General features: G+C 48.3%; 12 protein-coding genes and 1 riboswitch. Of the genes, 7 read left to right on the top strand and 5 right to left on the bottom strand.

Annotated elements, in window-relative coordinates; translation table 11 throughout:
* Positions 1-18 precede the first annotated feature (18 nt).
* On the top strand, positions 19-375 hold the full coding sequence (locus CGC65_RS01810) for a RidA family protein (protein ID WP_002566326.1): 357 nt from the start codon (positions 19-21) through the stop codon (positions 373-375).
* Positions 376-486: 111 nt separating this feature from the next.
* On the opposite strand, the gene CGC65_RS01815 is transcribed toward CGC65_RS01810, so the two are convergent.
* The 3 genes from CGC65_RS01815 to asnS form a co-directional block, all read right to left on the bottom strand.
* Positions 487-2,352 carry an ATP-binding protein gene (locus CGC65_RS01815; RefSeq protein WP_002566325.1) on the bottom strand — a complete coding sequence of 622 codons (1,866 nt, stop codon included), beginning with the start codon at positions 2,350-2,352 and terminating at the stop codon, positions 487-489.
* Positions 2,353-2,356: 4 nt separating this feature from the next.
* Positions 2,357-3,427 (bottom strand): metallophosphoesterase family protein, encoded by a 1,071-nt coding sequence (locus tag CGC65_RS01820; protein ID WP_002566324.1) that lies wholly within the window; start codon positions 3,425-3,427, stop codon positions 2,357-2,359.
* 311 nt (positions 3,428-3,738) lie between these two features.
* Positions 3,739-5,130, bottom strand: a complete 1,392-nt coding sequence (gene asnS, locus CGC65_RS01825; RefSeq protein ID WP_002566323.1) for an asparagine--tRNA ligase — start codon at positions 5,128-5,130, stop codon at positions 3,739-3,741.
* Positions 5,131-5,715: 585 nt separating this feature from the next.
* Here asnS and CGC65_RS01830 point away from each other — a divergent pair.
* The 3 genes from CGC65_RS01830 to spoVG all read left to right on the top strand — a co-directional run bounded on the left by CGC65_RS01830 (position 5,716) and on the right by spoVG (position 8,473).
* Complete coding sequence (locus CGC65_RS01830) at positions 5,716-6,990, top strand: glucose-1-phosphate adenylyltransferase (protein WP_002566322.1); 1,275 nt, start codon at positions 5,716-5,718, stop codon at positions 6,988-6,990.
* On the top strand, positions 6,987-8,108 hold the full coding sequence (glgD, locus tag CGC65_RS01835) for a glucose-1-phosphate adenylyltransferase subunit GlgD (RefSeq protein WP_002566321.1): 1,122 nt from the start codon (positions 6,987-6,989) through the stop codon (positions 8,106-8,108). The genes CGC65_RS01830 and glgD overlap by 4 nt, the downstream gene beginning before the upstream one ends.
* Before the next feature lie 77 nt (positions 8,109-8,185).
* The gene (spoVG, locus tag CGC65_RS01840) at positions 8,186-8,473 is read left to right on the top strand and encodes a septation regulator SpoVG (protein ID WP_002566320.1); all 288 of its coding nucleotides are present in this window, start codon (positions 8,186-8,188) and stop codon (positions 8,471-8,473) included.
* Positions 8,474-8,681: 208 nt separating this feature from the next.
* Here the strand turns inward: spoVG and CGC65_RS01850 are convergent, their stop codons facing one another.
* Positions 8,682-9,863 carry an ISL3 family transposase gene (locus CGC65_RS01850; protein WP_002578456.1) on the bottom strand — a complete coding sequence of 394 codons (1,182 nt, stop codon included), beginning with the start codon at positions 9,861-9,863 and terminating at the stop codon, positions 8,682-8,684.
* 386 nt (positions 9,864-10,249) lie between these two features.
* Between CGC65_RS01850 and CGC65_RS01855 the strand changes: the two genes are divergently transcribed.
* Positions 10,250-11,164, top strand: coding sequence for a hypothetical protein (locus CGC65_RS01855; protein WP_002566319.1), 915 nt, complete (start codon positions 10,250-10,252; stop codon positions 11,162-11,164).
* A gap of 67 nt (positions 11,165-11,231) precedes the next feature.
* On the opposite strand, the gene CGC65_RS01860 is transcribed toward CGC65_RS01855, so the two are convergent.
* Positions 11,232-12,644, bottom strand: a complete 1,413-nt coding sequence (locus CGC65_RS01860) for an NAD(P)/FAD-dependent oxidoreductase (protein ID WP_002566318.1) — start codon at positions 12,642-12,644, stop codon at positions 11,232-11,234.
* A 58-nt stretch (positions 12,645-12,702) separates the two neighbouring features.
* Positions 12,703-12,798: riboswitch (purine riboswitch) on the bottom strand.
* A gap of 284 nt (positions 12,799-13,082) precedes the next feature.
* Between CGC65_RS01860 and CGC65_RS01865 the strand changes: the two genes are divergently transcribed.
* Positions 13,083-13,796 (top strand): biosynthetic peptidoglycan transglycosylase, encoded by a 714-nt coding sequence (locus tag CGC65_RS01865; RefSeq protein WP_002566317.1) that lies wholly within the window; start codon positions 13,083-13,085, stop codon positions 13,794-13,796.
* Between the two features lie 219 nt (positions 13,797-14,015).
* Positions 14,016-14,666 carry an aminoacyl-tRNA hydrolase gene (pth, locus tag CGC65_RS01870; protein WP_038282527.1) on the top strand — a complete coding sequence of 217 codons (651 nt, stop codon included), beginning with the start codon at positions 14,016-14,018 and terminating at the stop codon, positions 14,664-14,666.

Consider the following 14,666-nt stretch of genomic DNA (forward strand, 5'->3'; position numbering starts at 1 on the left):
TTTTAAGGAGAGATAATAATGGAAATCATAAGACACGATATGTGTAAACACTTTGCAAGAGTAACGGAATATAATGGTGTTCTGTACTTTACAGGTCACATCGCTGCAGGAAAACAGCCCACCATGACCGAGCAGATGGTTGCCCTGACCCACCGCCTGGATGAGCTGCTGGAACAGTTTGGATCCGATAAGAACCATATCCTATATGCAAAGATTAACATTCACGACTGGTCCATGTTTGACGAATTCAATGCTGTATGGGATGCATGGTTTGATCCTGGCTGCATGCCTGCCAGAACCACGGCGCAGTCCGTTTTGACCGACGGATATCTGGTTGAAATTACGTTGACTGCAGCAAAAATCAGCAACAATTAGCAGCTTGTGCAAGGAATATAACCTGAATAAGCTGCATGAAAAAATCCGGAGTCAGTTCCCAAAAAGGAAATGTCTCCGGATTTTTTTATCCAGCGCTTTCGTTGTTCTGCTCTATATCCTCACTAAATGATACTTCACCTGATTCGCCGTCAGCAGCTGTGCCTCCCGCTGATGGCAGGTAAACACAATAATCTGATTATCATACGCCTTCACAAGCCATTTTAACGCTGTCTTCAGACGTTCATCGTCGTACAGAACAAAACTGTCATCAAAAATCAGGGGCATGGTATCCCTTCGGCCATTCTGGACCAGCTTGGCGGCGGCCAGGCGCAGGGCCAGATAAATCTGATCCATGGTGCCGCTGCTGACCTGCTCTATGGGAACCAGCTTGGACGGCGTGTTCATGAATACATCCAGGTTCTCGTCAATGCTCATGCTGGTGTAAATTCCTCCGGTAATACCGGATATAAGATCAGAGGCCTCCCTGTTCAGGTATAATCCGAAGGAGTCGCGGATGGAGGTGGACAGGGTGGTCATGGTGTCCTGGGCCAGGTCGATGGCGTCCAGTTCCTCCTGAATGCGTTCATTCTCCGCCAGAACATGTTTCAGGGCTTCGGCCCTGGTCTTGCAGTCAGCCAGATGTTCCAGCTTCTGTTCCAGCTCCCACTGGATACGCTGCTGCTGTTCTATCTCCTCGGAAAACTGGTCCTCGCTGGACTGGAGCTTTCCAATCTCCTGGGATAACTGCACCAGGGTCTGCTCAGACTGCTCCACAGCCTTGCTGAGCCGGAGGAATTCCGCCATCCTTCCCTCCAAGGCATTCATGGCATCCTGGGAGATGCTGGAATCGCCCAGATGACGGGCGAATATTTCCTGGAGAAGGCGGGTGCTGGTGTCCAGTTCCTTTCTAAAACGGCGGTTCTTGCCCAGCTTAAGGATTCCGGTTATACAGGCAGCCAGGGCAATGGCGCCTGATATCCCCGCCGCGGCTGTAAGGGGAAACGGAAGAAGAACAAGGGAGCGGACCATCTCCGGCGCGGCCAGGCACAGCCCGGCGGCTCCTGCGAAGGCCAGGGTAATGAGGAACATGAATACAGCACAGACCGTTCTGGATTTTTTACTGCAGGCAGCCAGGGTGTTCTGGTACTCACCGTAAAGCTTCCTGGTGTCCTCCATGTATTTTTGTACGGATTCCTGATCTGTAAACTGGCTGTTTAAAAGAATCTGGCGTCCTTTTGCAGACTTTTCAAGCAGCCCTTCTTTTTCCTTCTGACAGCACTCCAGCTGCTTTTTGATTTCACTCTTCTTATTGCGGTACTCAATTAACTGGTTGGCATACTGAGGCGCGGATATTTCCTGCTCCGTCTTGCGTATATCACCTAAAAGGGCTGTATAACTGCGCGCTGCCTCAGGAACCACCTGATTCTCCAGCTCCCGCCTCTGGCTTTTTAAGTATGCGGTGGCCTTAGTTATATTCAGGGCAATGCTGCCGGAGGTATTGAGGTTGGCGATATAATTGCGCAGCTCAGCTACCATGCCCCCGTCCGTGGCGCACTTTAACTGGCCGATGCTGATGGTGTTGTCGTAGGCTGTTTCTGACAGGCCGCAGCGGAGCTGGTCTAAGAGTGCTTTGGTGGGCTCCATCTCCCTGCCCTGAGTTTCATTGACAATGGTCAGCTCCTTGTTCTGCTTCTGAAACCTTCTCTGGATACGGTATATCTGGCCTTCGCTCTCCAGCCGCATCCATCCCTCGTAGGTGCCGCTGCCCTTCCAGGGCTCGTATTTGCTGTAGACATCATTCCTGGCAGCCCGGCCTCTCTGTTTCTCAATGCCAAAGAGCATTCCTCTGATAAAGGTATGAAGGGTGGATTTGCCGGCCTCATTTTTGCCGTACACTACATTCAGCCCGTCCTTAAAGGAGATATCCAAATCGTGGAATTTACCGAATCCCTCAATGTGCAGACTTAATATCTTCATGGGTTCAGCTCCTTTCATCGGTGGTATGCAGAAGAGCATTTACCCCGTAATACAGGGCCTTCTTCTCCACCGGACTCATATCTTCTTTTTGAAGGGCCTGGATATAGAATCCAATCATATCGCTGGAGTGCTCGGCAAACAGTGCTGAAAAATCATACTGAGGTTCGGAATCATCAATGATTTCCGCAATTCTGTATCTGGCTGAGAGCTGTTCCAGGTCAAATTCAATGTCAGGATCCCTCATGCCCCTGATTCGGAACCGGTAAATATGCTGAGAACCCCGGTTTTCAATTTCATTTGATATCCGGTCGCACAGTTCTCCGTTAGTGGTGTCCTTGGACACATTCACGGCAAGCGGTATGTACTGGAGGCTGGCGGCGGGAATGAACTGAAGGTTTATCAGTTTTCTGGTGACAGGATGAATCTCTCCTGCATAGAAGCCATGAGAACCGGTCTCGGTCAGATCCAGGGGTTCAGGTGAGCCGCAGTAAGCAATCTTTCCGTCTGCCAGGACATGATGTTTGTGGATATGTCCCAGGGCAATGTAGGAAAATGGGGACAGCTCCAGGCTGTTGAAATTGATTGGCAGGTGGGCGGCGTCGCCGCCATGGGCCATGAGGATTTGGATACGGCTGTTCAGGGGAACCTGTATATCCTCCAGCAGGGGCGCCTTGATTTCAGCCGTATGATAGCTGAATCCATGGACCTCCGTGTTAATATCCTCAAAATAGACAGAGGTCAGGTCTTCATCCATTATGAAGGTCACGTTGGGACTCCAGATAAAGCTTAACAGGGCAGAGTTCTCCCTGATGCGGTCATGGTTGCCTGCTATCAGGATGATCTTTACAGACGGAATGGTGGAGAAGAGATAATTGACCTCCTTAAGGTCTTTCATCAGCGGCTGCCTGTGAAACAGGTCTCCGCTGATGAATAAGCAGTCCACATCCATCTCTTTTGTCTTTTCTATGATTATCCGGAAGGTATCTTTGATGGCCTGGGCGCGTTCCTTGCCCCAGGGCTTGTTTGCATCGGGACACATACCCCAGTGGATATCCCCGGTGTGGATGAATTTCATGTCTGCCTCCTGTCAAATGTTGAGTTCCCGAACGCTGCGCTGCTGCGTCCGGGCAGCAAATATTTGCCCGCTGGCGCTGGGCAGGCAGAGACGGGTTCCCCGAACCCCGCGCTGCTGCGTCCGGGTAGCGAATTTCTGCCCACTTCTACGGGGCAGGCAGAGACGGGTTCCCCGAACTCCGCGCTGCTGCGTCCGGGTAGCGAATCTCTGCCCGCTTCTACGGGGCGGGCAGAGACGGGTTCCCCGAACTCCGCGCTGCTGCGTCCGGGTAGCGAATCTCTGCCCGCTTCTACGGGGCGGGCAGAGATTCTTTATAATTCGCAGTTGTTTACTGTTCTTGGGAAGGGGATTACGTCGCGGATGTTGGACATTCCGGTCAGATACATGACGCAGCGCTCGAAACCAAGGCCAAAGCCTGCGTGACGCGTGGATCCGTACTTCCTCAAGTCCAGATAGAAGTCATAGTCCTCCTTCTTAAGGCCTAGTTCATCCATTCTGGCTACCAGCCTGCCGTAGTCGTCCTCCCTCTGGCTGCCGCCGATGATTTCACCGATACCGGGAACCAGGCAGTCCACGGCTGCAACGGTTTTATTGTCAGGATTCATCTTCATATAGAAGGCTTTGATCTCCTTCGGATAATCGGTTACGAATACGGGCTTCTTAAATACCTGCTCTGTCAGATAGCGTTCATGCTCTGTCTGCAGGTCGCATCCCCAGGAGACCTTGTAGTCAAATTCATCGTTGTGTTCTTCCAGTATCTTTACGGCCTCGGTGTAGGTAACGCGGCCAAACTCGGAATTTAACACATTGTGAAGGCGGTCCAGAAGGCCTTTGTCCACAAACTGGTTGAAGAAGTTCATCTCCTCAGGCGCATGCTCCAGGACAAAACGGATGATATATTTAAGCATGCCTTCTGCCAGACACATATCGTCATCCAGGTCAGCAAAGGCCATCTCTGGTTCAATCATCCAGAACTCCGCAGCATGGCGGGTGGTATTGGAATTCTCGGCGCGGAAGGTGGGGCCGAAGGTATATACGTTGCGGAAAGCCATGGCATAGGTCTCGGCATTCAGCTGTCCGCTAACGGTCAGGTTGGTGGCCTTGCCGAAAAAGTCCTGGCTGAAATCCACCTTTCCCTCCTCCGTCTTTGGGATATTGTTTAAGTCCATGGTGGTTACCTGGAACATTTCTCCGGCTCCCTCACAGTCGCTGCCTGTAATCAGAGGCGTGTGAACATACACAAAATCCCTCTCCTGGAAATACTGGTGAATAGCGTATGCAACCAGGGAGCGCACACGGAATACAGCCTGGAAGGTATTGGTTCTGGCACGCAGATGGGAGATGGTGCGCAGGTATTCAAGAGAGTGGCGCTTTTTCTGAAGTGGATAATCCGGTGAGGAGGTGCCCTCCACAGTTACCTCTGCGGCCTGAATTTCAAAGGGCTGCTTGGCCTGGGGCGTACTTACCAGGGTTCCCTTTACAAGGATGGCTGTGCCTACGCTTAATTTAGAAACTTCTGCAAAGTTGGGAAGGGTGTCGTGATATACAATCTGCAATGTTTCGAAAAAGCTTCCATCACTGACAACGATGAAGCCGAATGCTTTGGAATCACGGAGACTGCGGACCCAGCCCCCCACATTTATCTCCTTGTCCAGATATTCCTCCGGATGTTTGTAAAGTTCTCTTACGGTAATCAGATCCATGACTGATATTCTCCTTTTCTCTTATCTATATATTCAGTATCCCCAATTCCCCTGGAAATGGACGGTAACTACATATACGTGATTATATGATATTTCACGCTATGTTTCAAGGCTTAACTTTCCTATGGAGCCGGGTGTGAAGCCTGTATTTTCAATATGATTACATAATCATAATGTTTAATCGGGGAAAATACCCGTAAGGTACGTTACTTAACTGAAGCGGATTATGCCGTATGCGGATTATGCAGCATTTGCATTATGCCGTGTGCGTTTTATGTCAGATGTCCGCGGAACTGCGCGTTCCAGAAATTGGAATGCACCGGGTACCTATTATCTGATATTATGTTTATAGCTGTTTTTGACAAAAACGTCCGTGAATATACAGCCTGCGAGGGGGACTTATTTAGTGGTAAATTTTGGAAAGGGGTACTAGATATAGATAAATCAACATCAAATGGTTAAAAACGGAAAAAATGTCGGAAAAATGCACAAAAACGATGAAATAAATTTAAAAATTTATGTACTATTTACGAAGTTTGTGGTATAATTAAAATTACAAAAATTTTAACAGCAAGAGGTGATAACGTGATTAAAAAAGAAATGATAGCTATGCTATTAGCAGGCGGACAGGGAAGCCGCCTTGGCGTGCTAACACAAAAAGTAGCCAAGCCGGCCGTATCTTTTGGGGGGAAGTACCGAATCATTGATTTTCCGCTGAGCAACTGTATCAATTCCGGAGTTGACACAGTCGGAGTATTGACACAGTATCAGCCATTACGTTTAAATTCTCATATTGGAATTGGAGTACCATGGGATTTAGACCGGAACGTTGGTGGTGTAACCATTTTGCCTCCATATGAGCGCAGTAAAGGCAGTGATTGGTACACAGGAACTGCCAATGCCATTTATCAGAATCTGGAGTATATGGAATCATATAACCCGGAATATGTTCTGATTTTATCCGGCGACCATATTTATAAGATGGATTATGAGGTAATGTTGGATTATCACAAAGCCAATAATGCAGATATCACCATTGCTGCCATGCCAGTACCCATTGAGGAGGCCAGCCGTTTTGGCATCCTGATTACGGACGAGTCTAACCGTATCACGGAATTCGAGGAGAAGCCTCCTGTTCCCAGAAGCAATTTGGCTTCTATGGGTATCTACATATTCAGCTGGCCTGTATTAAAGGAAGCACTGATCAAGATGAAGGAAGAGCCGGGGTGTGATTTCGGCAAACATATCATTCCATACTGCCATGCGAGAGGCGACAGGATTTTCGCATATGAATATAATGGCTACTGGAAGGATGTAGGTACGCTGGGTTCCTACTGGGAGGCCAACATGGAGCTCATTGATATCATTCCTGAGTTTAACCTGTATGAGGAATATTGGAAGATTTACACCAAGAATGATGTGATTCCGCCCCAGTTTATTTCCAATGAGGCAAATATCGAGAGAAGCATTATCGGTGAAGGAACTGAGATTTACGGCGAGGTAATGAACTCCGTTATTGGAGCAGGCGTTACTGTTGCCAAGGGAGCCGTGGTGAAGGATTCCATTATAATGCAGGGAACCGTCATCGGAGCGGGAACCGTTGTGAACAAGGCCATCATTGCTGAGAATGTAAGGATTGGCTCTGGCGTGGAACTGGGAACAGGAGAGTATGCGCCCAGTACATATGACCCCAAGGTATATCAGTTCGATCTGGTGACCATTGGTGAGAATTCTGTGATTCCTGACGGGGTTAAGGTAGGCAAGAACACTGCCATAGCAGGCGAGACAACCGTAGGCGATTATCCTGACGGATTACTGGCTGGCGGAAATTACATTATAAAGGCAGGTGGCGTAAAATGAGAGCAATCGGTATCGTATTAGCAGGTGGTAACAGCAAGAGGATGCGGGAACTTTCTAATAAGAGGGCAGTGGCTGCCATGCCGGTTGCAGGAAGCTACCGCAGCATTGACTTTGCACTCAGCAATATGACAAACTCCCACATCCAGAACGTGGCAGTTTTTACACAGTATAATTCCAGGTCATTAAACCTGCACCTAAGTTCCTCTAAGTGGTGGGATTTCGGACGTAAACAGGGCGGACTCTTTGTATTCACCCCATCCATCACACCGGAGAACGGCGACTGGTACAGGGGAACAGCAGATGCATTATACCAGAACCTTACATTCTTAAAGAACAGCCATGAGCCATATGTGGTCATAGCGGCAGGCGATGGTGTATATAAGCTGGATTATAATAAGGTCCTGGAGTATCACATTGAGAAAAAGGCAGACATTACCGTTGTCTGCAAGGACATGGAAGATGGCACGGATGTGACCCGGTTCGGCTGTGTGAAGCTGAATGATGACGGCCGTATCACGGACTTCGAGGAGAAGCCCATGGCATCTGACGCCACCACCATTTCCTGCGGAATCTATGTCATCCGCAGAAGGCAGCTCATAGAACTGCTGGAGCGCTGCGCGGCAGAAGACAGATATGACCTGGTCAATGATATTCTGGTGCGCTATAAGAATCTTAAAAGAATTTATGCTTATAAGCTGGACGGCTACTGGAGCAATATCGCTTCTGTGGACTCCTATTATAAGACAAATATGGATTTCCTCAAACCTGAGGTGAGGGATTACTTCTTCAAACAGTATCCTGATGTATACACGAAGATTGATGATCTTCCTCCTGCCAAATATAACCCTGGCGCGCTGGTCAGAAACAGCCTGATATCCAGCGGATGTATCCTGAATGGCACAGTTGAAAACTCCATTCTTTTTAAAAAGGCATACGTGGGCAACAATTGTGTAATCAAGAATTCCATTATTTTAAATGACGTCTATATAGGCGACAACACAGTAATTGAGAACTGTATCGTAGAGAGCAGGGATACCATCCGTGCCAACACCACACACATCGGCACACCGGAGAACATCAAAATCGTTGTGGAGAAAAACGAAAGGTATACATTATAATACGCACATAGCCCCGCGCAGCGCACGGGGAGCGCAGAGCGGGGGACCGGCGGGATAAGACGGAAGGGGTAGAAAACATGCAGGTTACAGACGTGAGAGTGAGACGGGTTGAAAAGGAAGGCAAGATGAAAGCAATTGTTTCCATCACACTGGACAATGAATTCGTCATTCATGACATCAAGGTAATTGAGGGGGAGAAGGGTTTATTCATAGCCATGCCAAGCCGCAAGGCAGCGGACGGAGAGTACCGCGATATTGCCCATCCTATAAACTCCAACACAAGGGATATGATTCAGACCATCATTTTGAATAAGTATGAGACAACCTTGCTGGAGAATGAGGCGGCAGAGGAAGGAATGGCATAAGATACAGAAGGATGAACAGGAGCTGATTTCGGTTGATACATTATGAACCGGGACGGCTCTTGTTTTTTGGGCTCTTTGTCAATAGTTGGGGTGGGATTTGTTAAAATCCCGCCCCAATTCTATGAAAAGGGCCCTTTTTATGTTTAGTTCCAGGTTTTACTGATTTTGGGCATGCCAAATAAGCCTCCGCATTACCGACCTTTTTATCCTATGATGTACAGTGAAGTATCCGGGTTCGGAACCGTTTGAAATTCCGGATTCCGTAGCTGCTCCGTTTTAACACCTTTATCTTGTTGTTAAATCCTTCTGTGGGACCATTTGTCAATCCGTATTTAAAGGCATTCAGGATTTCTTTTCGCCAGGCCCTGTAGGTCTTAGCACAGGCCTCAAATTCCTTAATCCCACAGCTCTGTGCATTCGCAATCCAGTCATCAAATTCCCTCTGCTGCTGACGATACGCTTCCATCTGGCAGATATCATAAAACCACTCTTTCATGCGGTGTGCCAGACGCAGATCCTCGCTATAGTGAAGCATTAAATCACAGGCCTGTTTGTTCTCATCCTTCAGCTTTTTATAGCGGGTCAGAATGAGTTTCCGGCTGCGTTTATAATACTTACGCAGAGAAACCGGCATGGAGCGCTGCAGCCGTTTGCGTACATTTTCAATCGCCCATGTCACCTGCCGGATGAAATGATATTTATCCACGATGATTGTAGCGTTTGGAAAGAAGGTCTGTGCAAGTTCGGTGTAGGGGCGCCACATATCGCAGACGAAGAACTTTACCTTCAGGCGTTCTTTCCTGGGAATGTTCCGCCAATAATCAGCCAGATGGCTCTGTGTCCGATCCGGGAGAATGTCGAGGATCCGGCGCTTTTTCGGATCAACCAGAATGCACTGATATTTACCGGTAGAAGCATTGCCTTTGAATTCGTCAATGGAAAGCGCTTGTGGAAGCTGGTCAGGCGGAGGATAGCAAATCGTGTCCAGAAGGCGGCAGACCGTCTGGACGGAAACACCGGTAAGCTCTGCGATCTGTTTTAAGGAAAAGGTCTGCCGGAGCAGGGAGACAATGTAAAATGCCAGTCTGCGGGTCCTGCGGTGGTAGCTGGGGAGGAACGAATAGGGTTCCGTGAACCGTTTGCGGCAGTATGGGCAGAGGTAGCGGCGTTTGCGAAGGAGCAGGATTACTTGTTTTCCCAGTAAGGGAATGTCCTGGACTTCTTGTAAACGGTAATCATGAATCCGTTTAGTTTTAGCCCCACAGCAGGGACAAGTCTGTTCTACCGGTTGGGACTGGATGAAAATTTTAATGAAAGAGTCTGCCTGAACCACTTTTTTAATAAAAACACCTTCCAAGTTAAGGAAAGCCTTGGTATAATTAGGGTACATCTATAAGGGGTCACCTCCGTAACATTAAACTTTGGTCGGGATAATGCGTTTAGGAGGCTTCTTATAGATGTATTTTATTACAACGAAAAGAATGTTGGAAGTGTGCTTTTCAGCACACCCCAACATTCAGTATAGAACCGTTTTTTGCATATGCCTGTGCTATAGTTGAGTTATATTTTCAGATGTCGGACAGACATTCTTTAGCGCCTTCAGGCGCTGTGACGGCCGTTTCGGCCATAGATTCAAATTGTGATACTGCAATAGCATGTTTAGAAGGAGCCGGGTGATGCCATAGAGCGTTGGTGCAGCTTTCCGGGCAGGACAGAATTTCAGATACAGCTATTGCTGACAGAGACATAATTTATTATAATAAAGGGAGAGTGTGTATGGATAAAAAACGGCTTCAATGGCATCCCGGTTTTTTTGCAGTATTGCAGATTGAACTGGAGGAAGAACGGCGGTTTCTGCGGTTTTACGCGGAGTATAATTTTACAAGGAAGCCCTTGCAGATTGATGTTCTGGTGGTCAGAAAGGAAACCGGACGGGTGATACAAAAGAACATTGGCCGCATATTCCGTCAGTATAATGTGGTGGAATATAAGGGGATAAAGGATTACATCAGTATAAATGATTTTTATAAATCTATAGGATATGCGTGTTTACTTCAGTCCAATACGGAGAGGGTCCAGGAGATTTTGCCGTCCCAGGTTACGGTCACATTGGCAGGGGAACATTATCCGCGGAGCCTGCATGTGTTTTTGGAAAAGGCTTATGGAGTGCATATGGAGGAGGAAGCCCCGGGGATATATTACATTAAGGGACTTTTGTTTCCGCTGCAGATTCTCGTCATAAGGGAACTGTCAAAGGAGGACAATATCTGGCTGAGCCGTTTGAGAAGCGGACTGAAGCCGGATGAAGACATTGAAGTACTGATGAAGGAGTATAAGGGGAAGGAACAGAATCCCCTGTATGAGACAGCCATGGATTTAATATTGCGGGCAAACTGGGAAACGTGTCAGGAGGTGGAGAAGATGTGTGATGCGCTGCGGGAACTTTTTGCAGATGAGCTGGAGGAGCGGGAGACCATAGGGCTTGAAAAAGGCTTGGAACAGGGGAAGATGGCGAAATTAATAACCCAGGTCATGCGTAAGCGGGAAAAAGGGCAGTCGGCTGCCAGGATTGCTGAGGATTTAATGGAACCCGCGGAGGTGGTGCAGAGGCTGTATGATTTAATCGGACTGCATCCAGATTCTGACGCGGAGCATATATTGGCATATATGGAGTCCTGGGATAAGGTGTAATAGTGCGGATAAGAACACAAAAACGTTTGGGGTCCCCTTAAATAAGGGGATTCCAAACGTTTTGATATTACAGGGTTTCCATCTGTTTCAGAATACTTCTTGCCACGCTTATGCCATTTGCAGAGGCCTGCTGCAGCCCTCTGGTGACGGAGGCACCGTCTCCGATTGCCCGCAGTCCCCTGATGCTGGTTTCAAAGTCAGCGTTGACCACCACCTTATTGGAATAGAACTTGACCTCAACACCGTAGAGCAGAGTTTCGTCGCTGGCAATGCCGGGAGTCACCTTGTCCAGGGCCAGAAGCATTTCCTTGATATCCGTCATGATGCGGTGGGGGAATACCAGGGACAGGTCACCCGGCACGGCATCCTTCAGGGTGGGAATCAGGTTGTTGCGGCAGAGGCGCTCCTCCGTGGTCCGGCGTCCTCTCTGGAAGTCACCGAAGGTCTGAACCATGATTCTTCCTCCGCAGAGCATGTTGGACAGCTGGGCAATGTGCTTGCCGTATTCAATGGGTTCGTTGAAGGGTTTGGTAAAGTTCTTGCTTACCAGAAGGGCAAAGTTGGTGTTGTTTGTCTTATACTCCTGGGATTTGTACGCATGGCCGTTTACCACTGCAAGGCCGTTTTCGTAATATTCTGTGGCCACCTCCCCGGAAGGATTGGTACAGAAGGTGCGGACCTTGTCGTCGAAGGTGGGGGTATAGTATACCAGCTTGGCTTCATACAGGTTTTCGTTTAAGAACTTCATAACCTCATCCCGGACTTCCACACGTACGCCTATGTCCACAGTGCCTACCTGGGTCTGGATTCCGTGGTTTCCGCAGATGTGTGAAAACCAGTCAGAACCCTCCCGTCCGATGGCGGAAACCACCTCAGGCGCGTAGTAGGTTTCGTCCTTGTCTGTGATGATGCCCTTTACGGTATCGCCTTCAATGATAATGTCTCTGACCATGGTGTTGAATTCCATGGTAATGCCCTGGGCCAGAAGGTGCTCCTGAAGCCGGGTATAAATCTTATATCCCTCCTCGGTTCCCAGATGTCGGATGGGACATTCAATCAGCTTTAAGTTAGCGCCAATGGCCTTGCGGCGGATTTCCTCTATTTCCTTCTGTTTGTCCATGCCGTATACATTGGTATCAGCGCCGAATTTTAAGTAAATATTATCAGATTCCTTTAAGAGTTCAACTGTTTTATCATACCCCAGGATTTCCGGAAGATTGCCTCCCACATCAGGGGACAGGGACAGCTTGCCGTCAGAAAATGCGCCTGCGCCTGCGAAGCCCGTGGTGATGGAACAGGGTTTGCAGCCCACACATGCCTTGGTGGTGCGTTTTGGGCAGACTCTCTTTTCGATGGGGCGCCCTTTTTCCACCATGAGGATTTTCATGCCGGGTTTCTTCTGGATTAATTCATACGCGCAGAAGATGCCGGAGGGACCTGCGCCAATAATGATTACGTCGTAATTTGTGGTTGGATTCATAGGGAAACTCCTTTCTTTCACTGCCTGATTTGCCTGGTTTCATGGCACAAAAAAACCAGTATACAAAATAGAAGCATGTAGTCAACTATTCCGGTAGCTGGTAGAAACGTTCATCCAATCATGAACTTATACAGGCATCACAACGGTTATAGTTTAGCATAGTATGTGGTGTTATGCAAGGGCGGAAAGCCGTAAAGTGCTTATGGAAAAGGCTTCGGTAAAGGTTCCGGTAAAGGCCTGGAGAAAGGCCCGGTGAAAGGCCTGAAAACCTTAAGAAAAACCAATCAGACCTTTAGAAAAAATTTCATAAATAGTCAGAGAATAGTCACGGTATATTAAGGCAAATTCAAAGATTATTGTATTCTCTTATGATATGATACATATATGAGATAAGATGATTCCAACATATACGATTCAGAAGAGAAAGCAGGTGAAAGGATGAAGGTGCGTACAGGTATCAAGTGGGTGGCAGCTATAATGCTTATGGTGGTGCTGTGCTTCAGCGTGACAGTGGCTGTGAAGGGATACGGAATGTACCGGGAGGCCGTGGACAGTATGAGCCTTGAAGATAAAGTGGCGTCCATACGTGCCAAGGAAAACTATACCACCTTTGACCAGCTTCCTGAGATTTATGTGGATGCGGTGCTGTCCGTGGAGGACCACAGGTTCTATAACCATCCGGGAATCGACGTGATAGCCATTGGAAGGGCTGTATTCAATGATATAAAGGCAGGGGCCTTTGTGGAAGGCGGAAGCACGGTGACACAGCAGCTGGCCAAGAATATGTATTTCAGCCAGGAAAAGGAGCTGGTCCGCAAGGTGGCTGAGGTCCTGGTGGCATTTGATTTAGAGAGGAACTACAGCAAGAATGAGATTCTGGAGCTGTATGTGAATACCATTTATTATGGAAACGGATATTACTGCGTGAGGGATGCAAGCAATGGCTACTTCGGCAAGGAGCCTGAGGACATGACGGATTATGAGAGCACATTGCTGGCCGGGATTCCCAACGCCCCATCCTGCTATGCACCCACTGTGAGCCAGGAACTGGCAGCCAGACGCCAGCAGCAGGTTCTGGACCGTCTGGTGAAATGCGGATATTTTACAGAGGAACGGGCTTTGGAAACCATGGCAGTTGGAAGCAGCCGGTGAAGACGGGAATATGATTAACAGATAGAGGCTGGCAGATGGAGGAAAGAGCCCTCCATCTGCTTTACTTTTTAAGCGTAATCTGATAGAATGATGGAACGGAAAAAAGCGTTAGATACCCCCATGTGGTTTGTATCTAACGCTTAAAGGCGTGTTATAAATATAGGAATATATTGGAAAATGCGGGCAAATTATAAAACTGGAAGGCAAAGTGAAGGAAAAATGAGCGGAATATGGGAGAAAATAAAAGAGCGGCTGGGATTTGGCAGGAAGGCAGAAGGTGATAAGGAGGATGACAGGGTAATGTACATCATTGCGGGGTTAGGCAATCCCACCAGGGAGTATGAGAAGACGAGACATAATGTGGGTTTTGAGGTCATAGATGTCCTGGCAGACCGTCTGGGCACCACCGTGGAGGAGAAAAAGTTCAAGGGATGTTACGGAAGAGGCATCATCGGCGGACAGAAGGTGCTGCTTTTAAAGCCCCAGACCTTCATGAACCTGAGCGGCGAGAGCGTAAGGGCTGCGGCTGATTTCTATAAAGTGGACCCGGAACATATTATTATTGTATATGATGATATCAGCCTGGATGTGGGGCAGCTGCGAATCCGGAAAAAAGGCAGCGCAGGGGGCCATAACGGGATTAAAAACATCATTTCCCACCTGGGAACCCAGGAGTTCCCGCGCATTAAGGTGGGAGTGGGCGACAAACCTAAGAAAATGGACCTGGCTGACTATGTACTGAGCCGGTTCTCCAAAGAGGACAGGGCTGTCATGGAGGATGCGTTCAGGGAAGCTGCCGGGGCAGTGGAGATGATGATTACTCAGGGCGCTGACGCGGCAATGAATCAGTTTAACGGCCATAAGGGCTGA

It is taken from the genome of Enterocloster bolteae, from assembly GCF_002234575.2.
In the GTDB taxonomy this organism is placed as follows: Bacteria; Bacillota; Clostridia; order Lachnospirales; family Lachnospiraceae; genus Enterocloster; species Enterocloster bolteae.

Coding starts and splice junctions, on each gene's coding strand:
- CGC65_RS01810 (WP_002566326.1), top strand. CDS start 19: ATGGAAATCATAAGACACGATATGTGTAAACACTTTGCAAGAGTAACG.
- CGC65_RS01815 (WP_002566325.1), bottom strand. CDS start 2,352: ATGAAGATATTAAGTCTGCACATTGAGGGATTCGGTAAATTCCACGAT.
- CGC65_RS01820 (WP_002566324.1), bottom strand. CDS start 3,427: ATGAAATTCATCCACACCGGGGATATCCACTGGGGTATGTGTCCCGAT.
- asnS (WP_002566323.1), bottom strand. CDS start 5,130: ATGGATCTGATTACCGTAAGAGAACTTTACAAACATCCGGAGGAATAT.
- glgD (WP_002566321.1), top strand. CDS start 6,987: ATGAGAGCAATCGGTATCGTATTAGCAGGTGGTAACAGCAAGAGGATG.
- spoVG (WP_002566320.1), top strand. CDS start 8,186: ATGCAGGTTACAGACGTGAGAGTGAGACGGGTTGAAAAGGAAGGCAAG.
- CGC65_RS01850 (WP_002578456.1), bottom strand. CDS start 9,863: ATGTACCCTAATTATACCAAGGCTTTCCTTAACTTGGAAGGTGTTTTT.
- CGC65_RS01855 (WP_002566319.1), top strand. CDS start 10,250: ATGGATAAAAAACGGCTTCAATGGCATCCCGGTTTTTTTGCAGTATTG.
- CGC65_RS01860 (WP_002566318.1), bottom strand. CDS start 12,644: ATGAATCCAACCACAAATTACGACGTAATCATTATTGGCGCAGGTCCC.
- CGC65_RS01865 (WP_002566317.1), top strand. CDS start 13,083: ATGAAGGTGCGTACAGGTATCAAGTGGGTGGCAGCTATAATGCTTATG.
- pth (WP_038282527.1), top strand. CDS start 14,016: ATGAGCGGAATATGGGAGAAAATAAAAGAGCGGCTGGGATTTGGCAGG.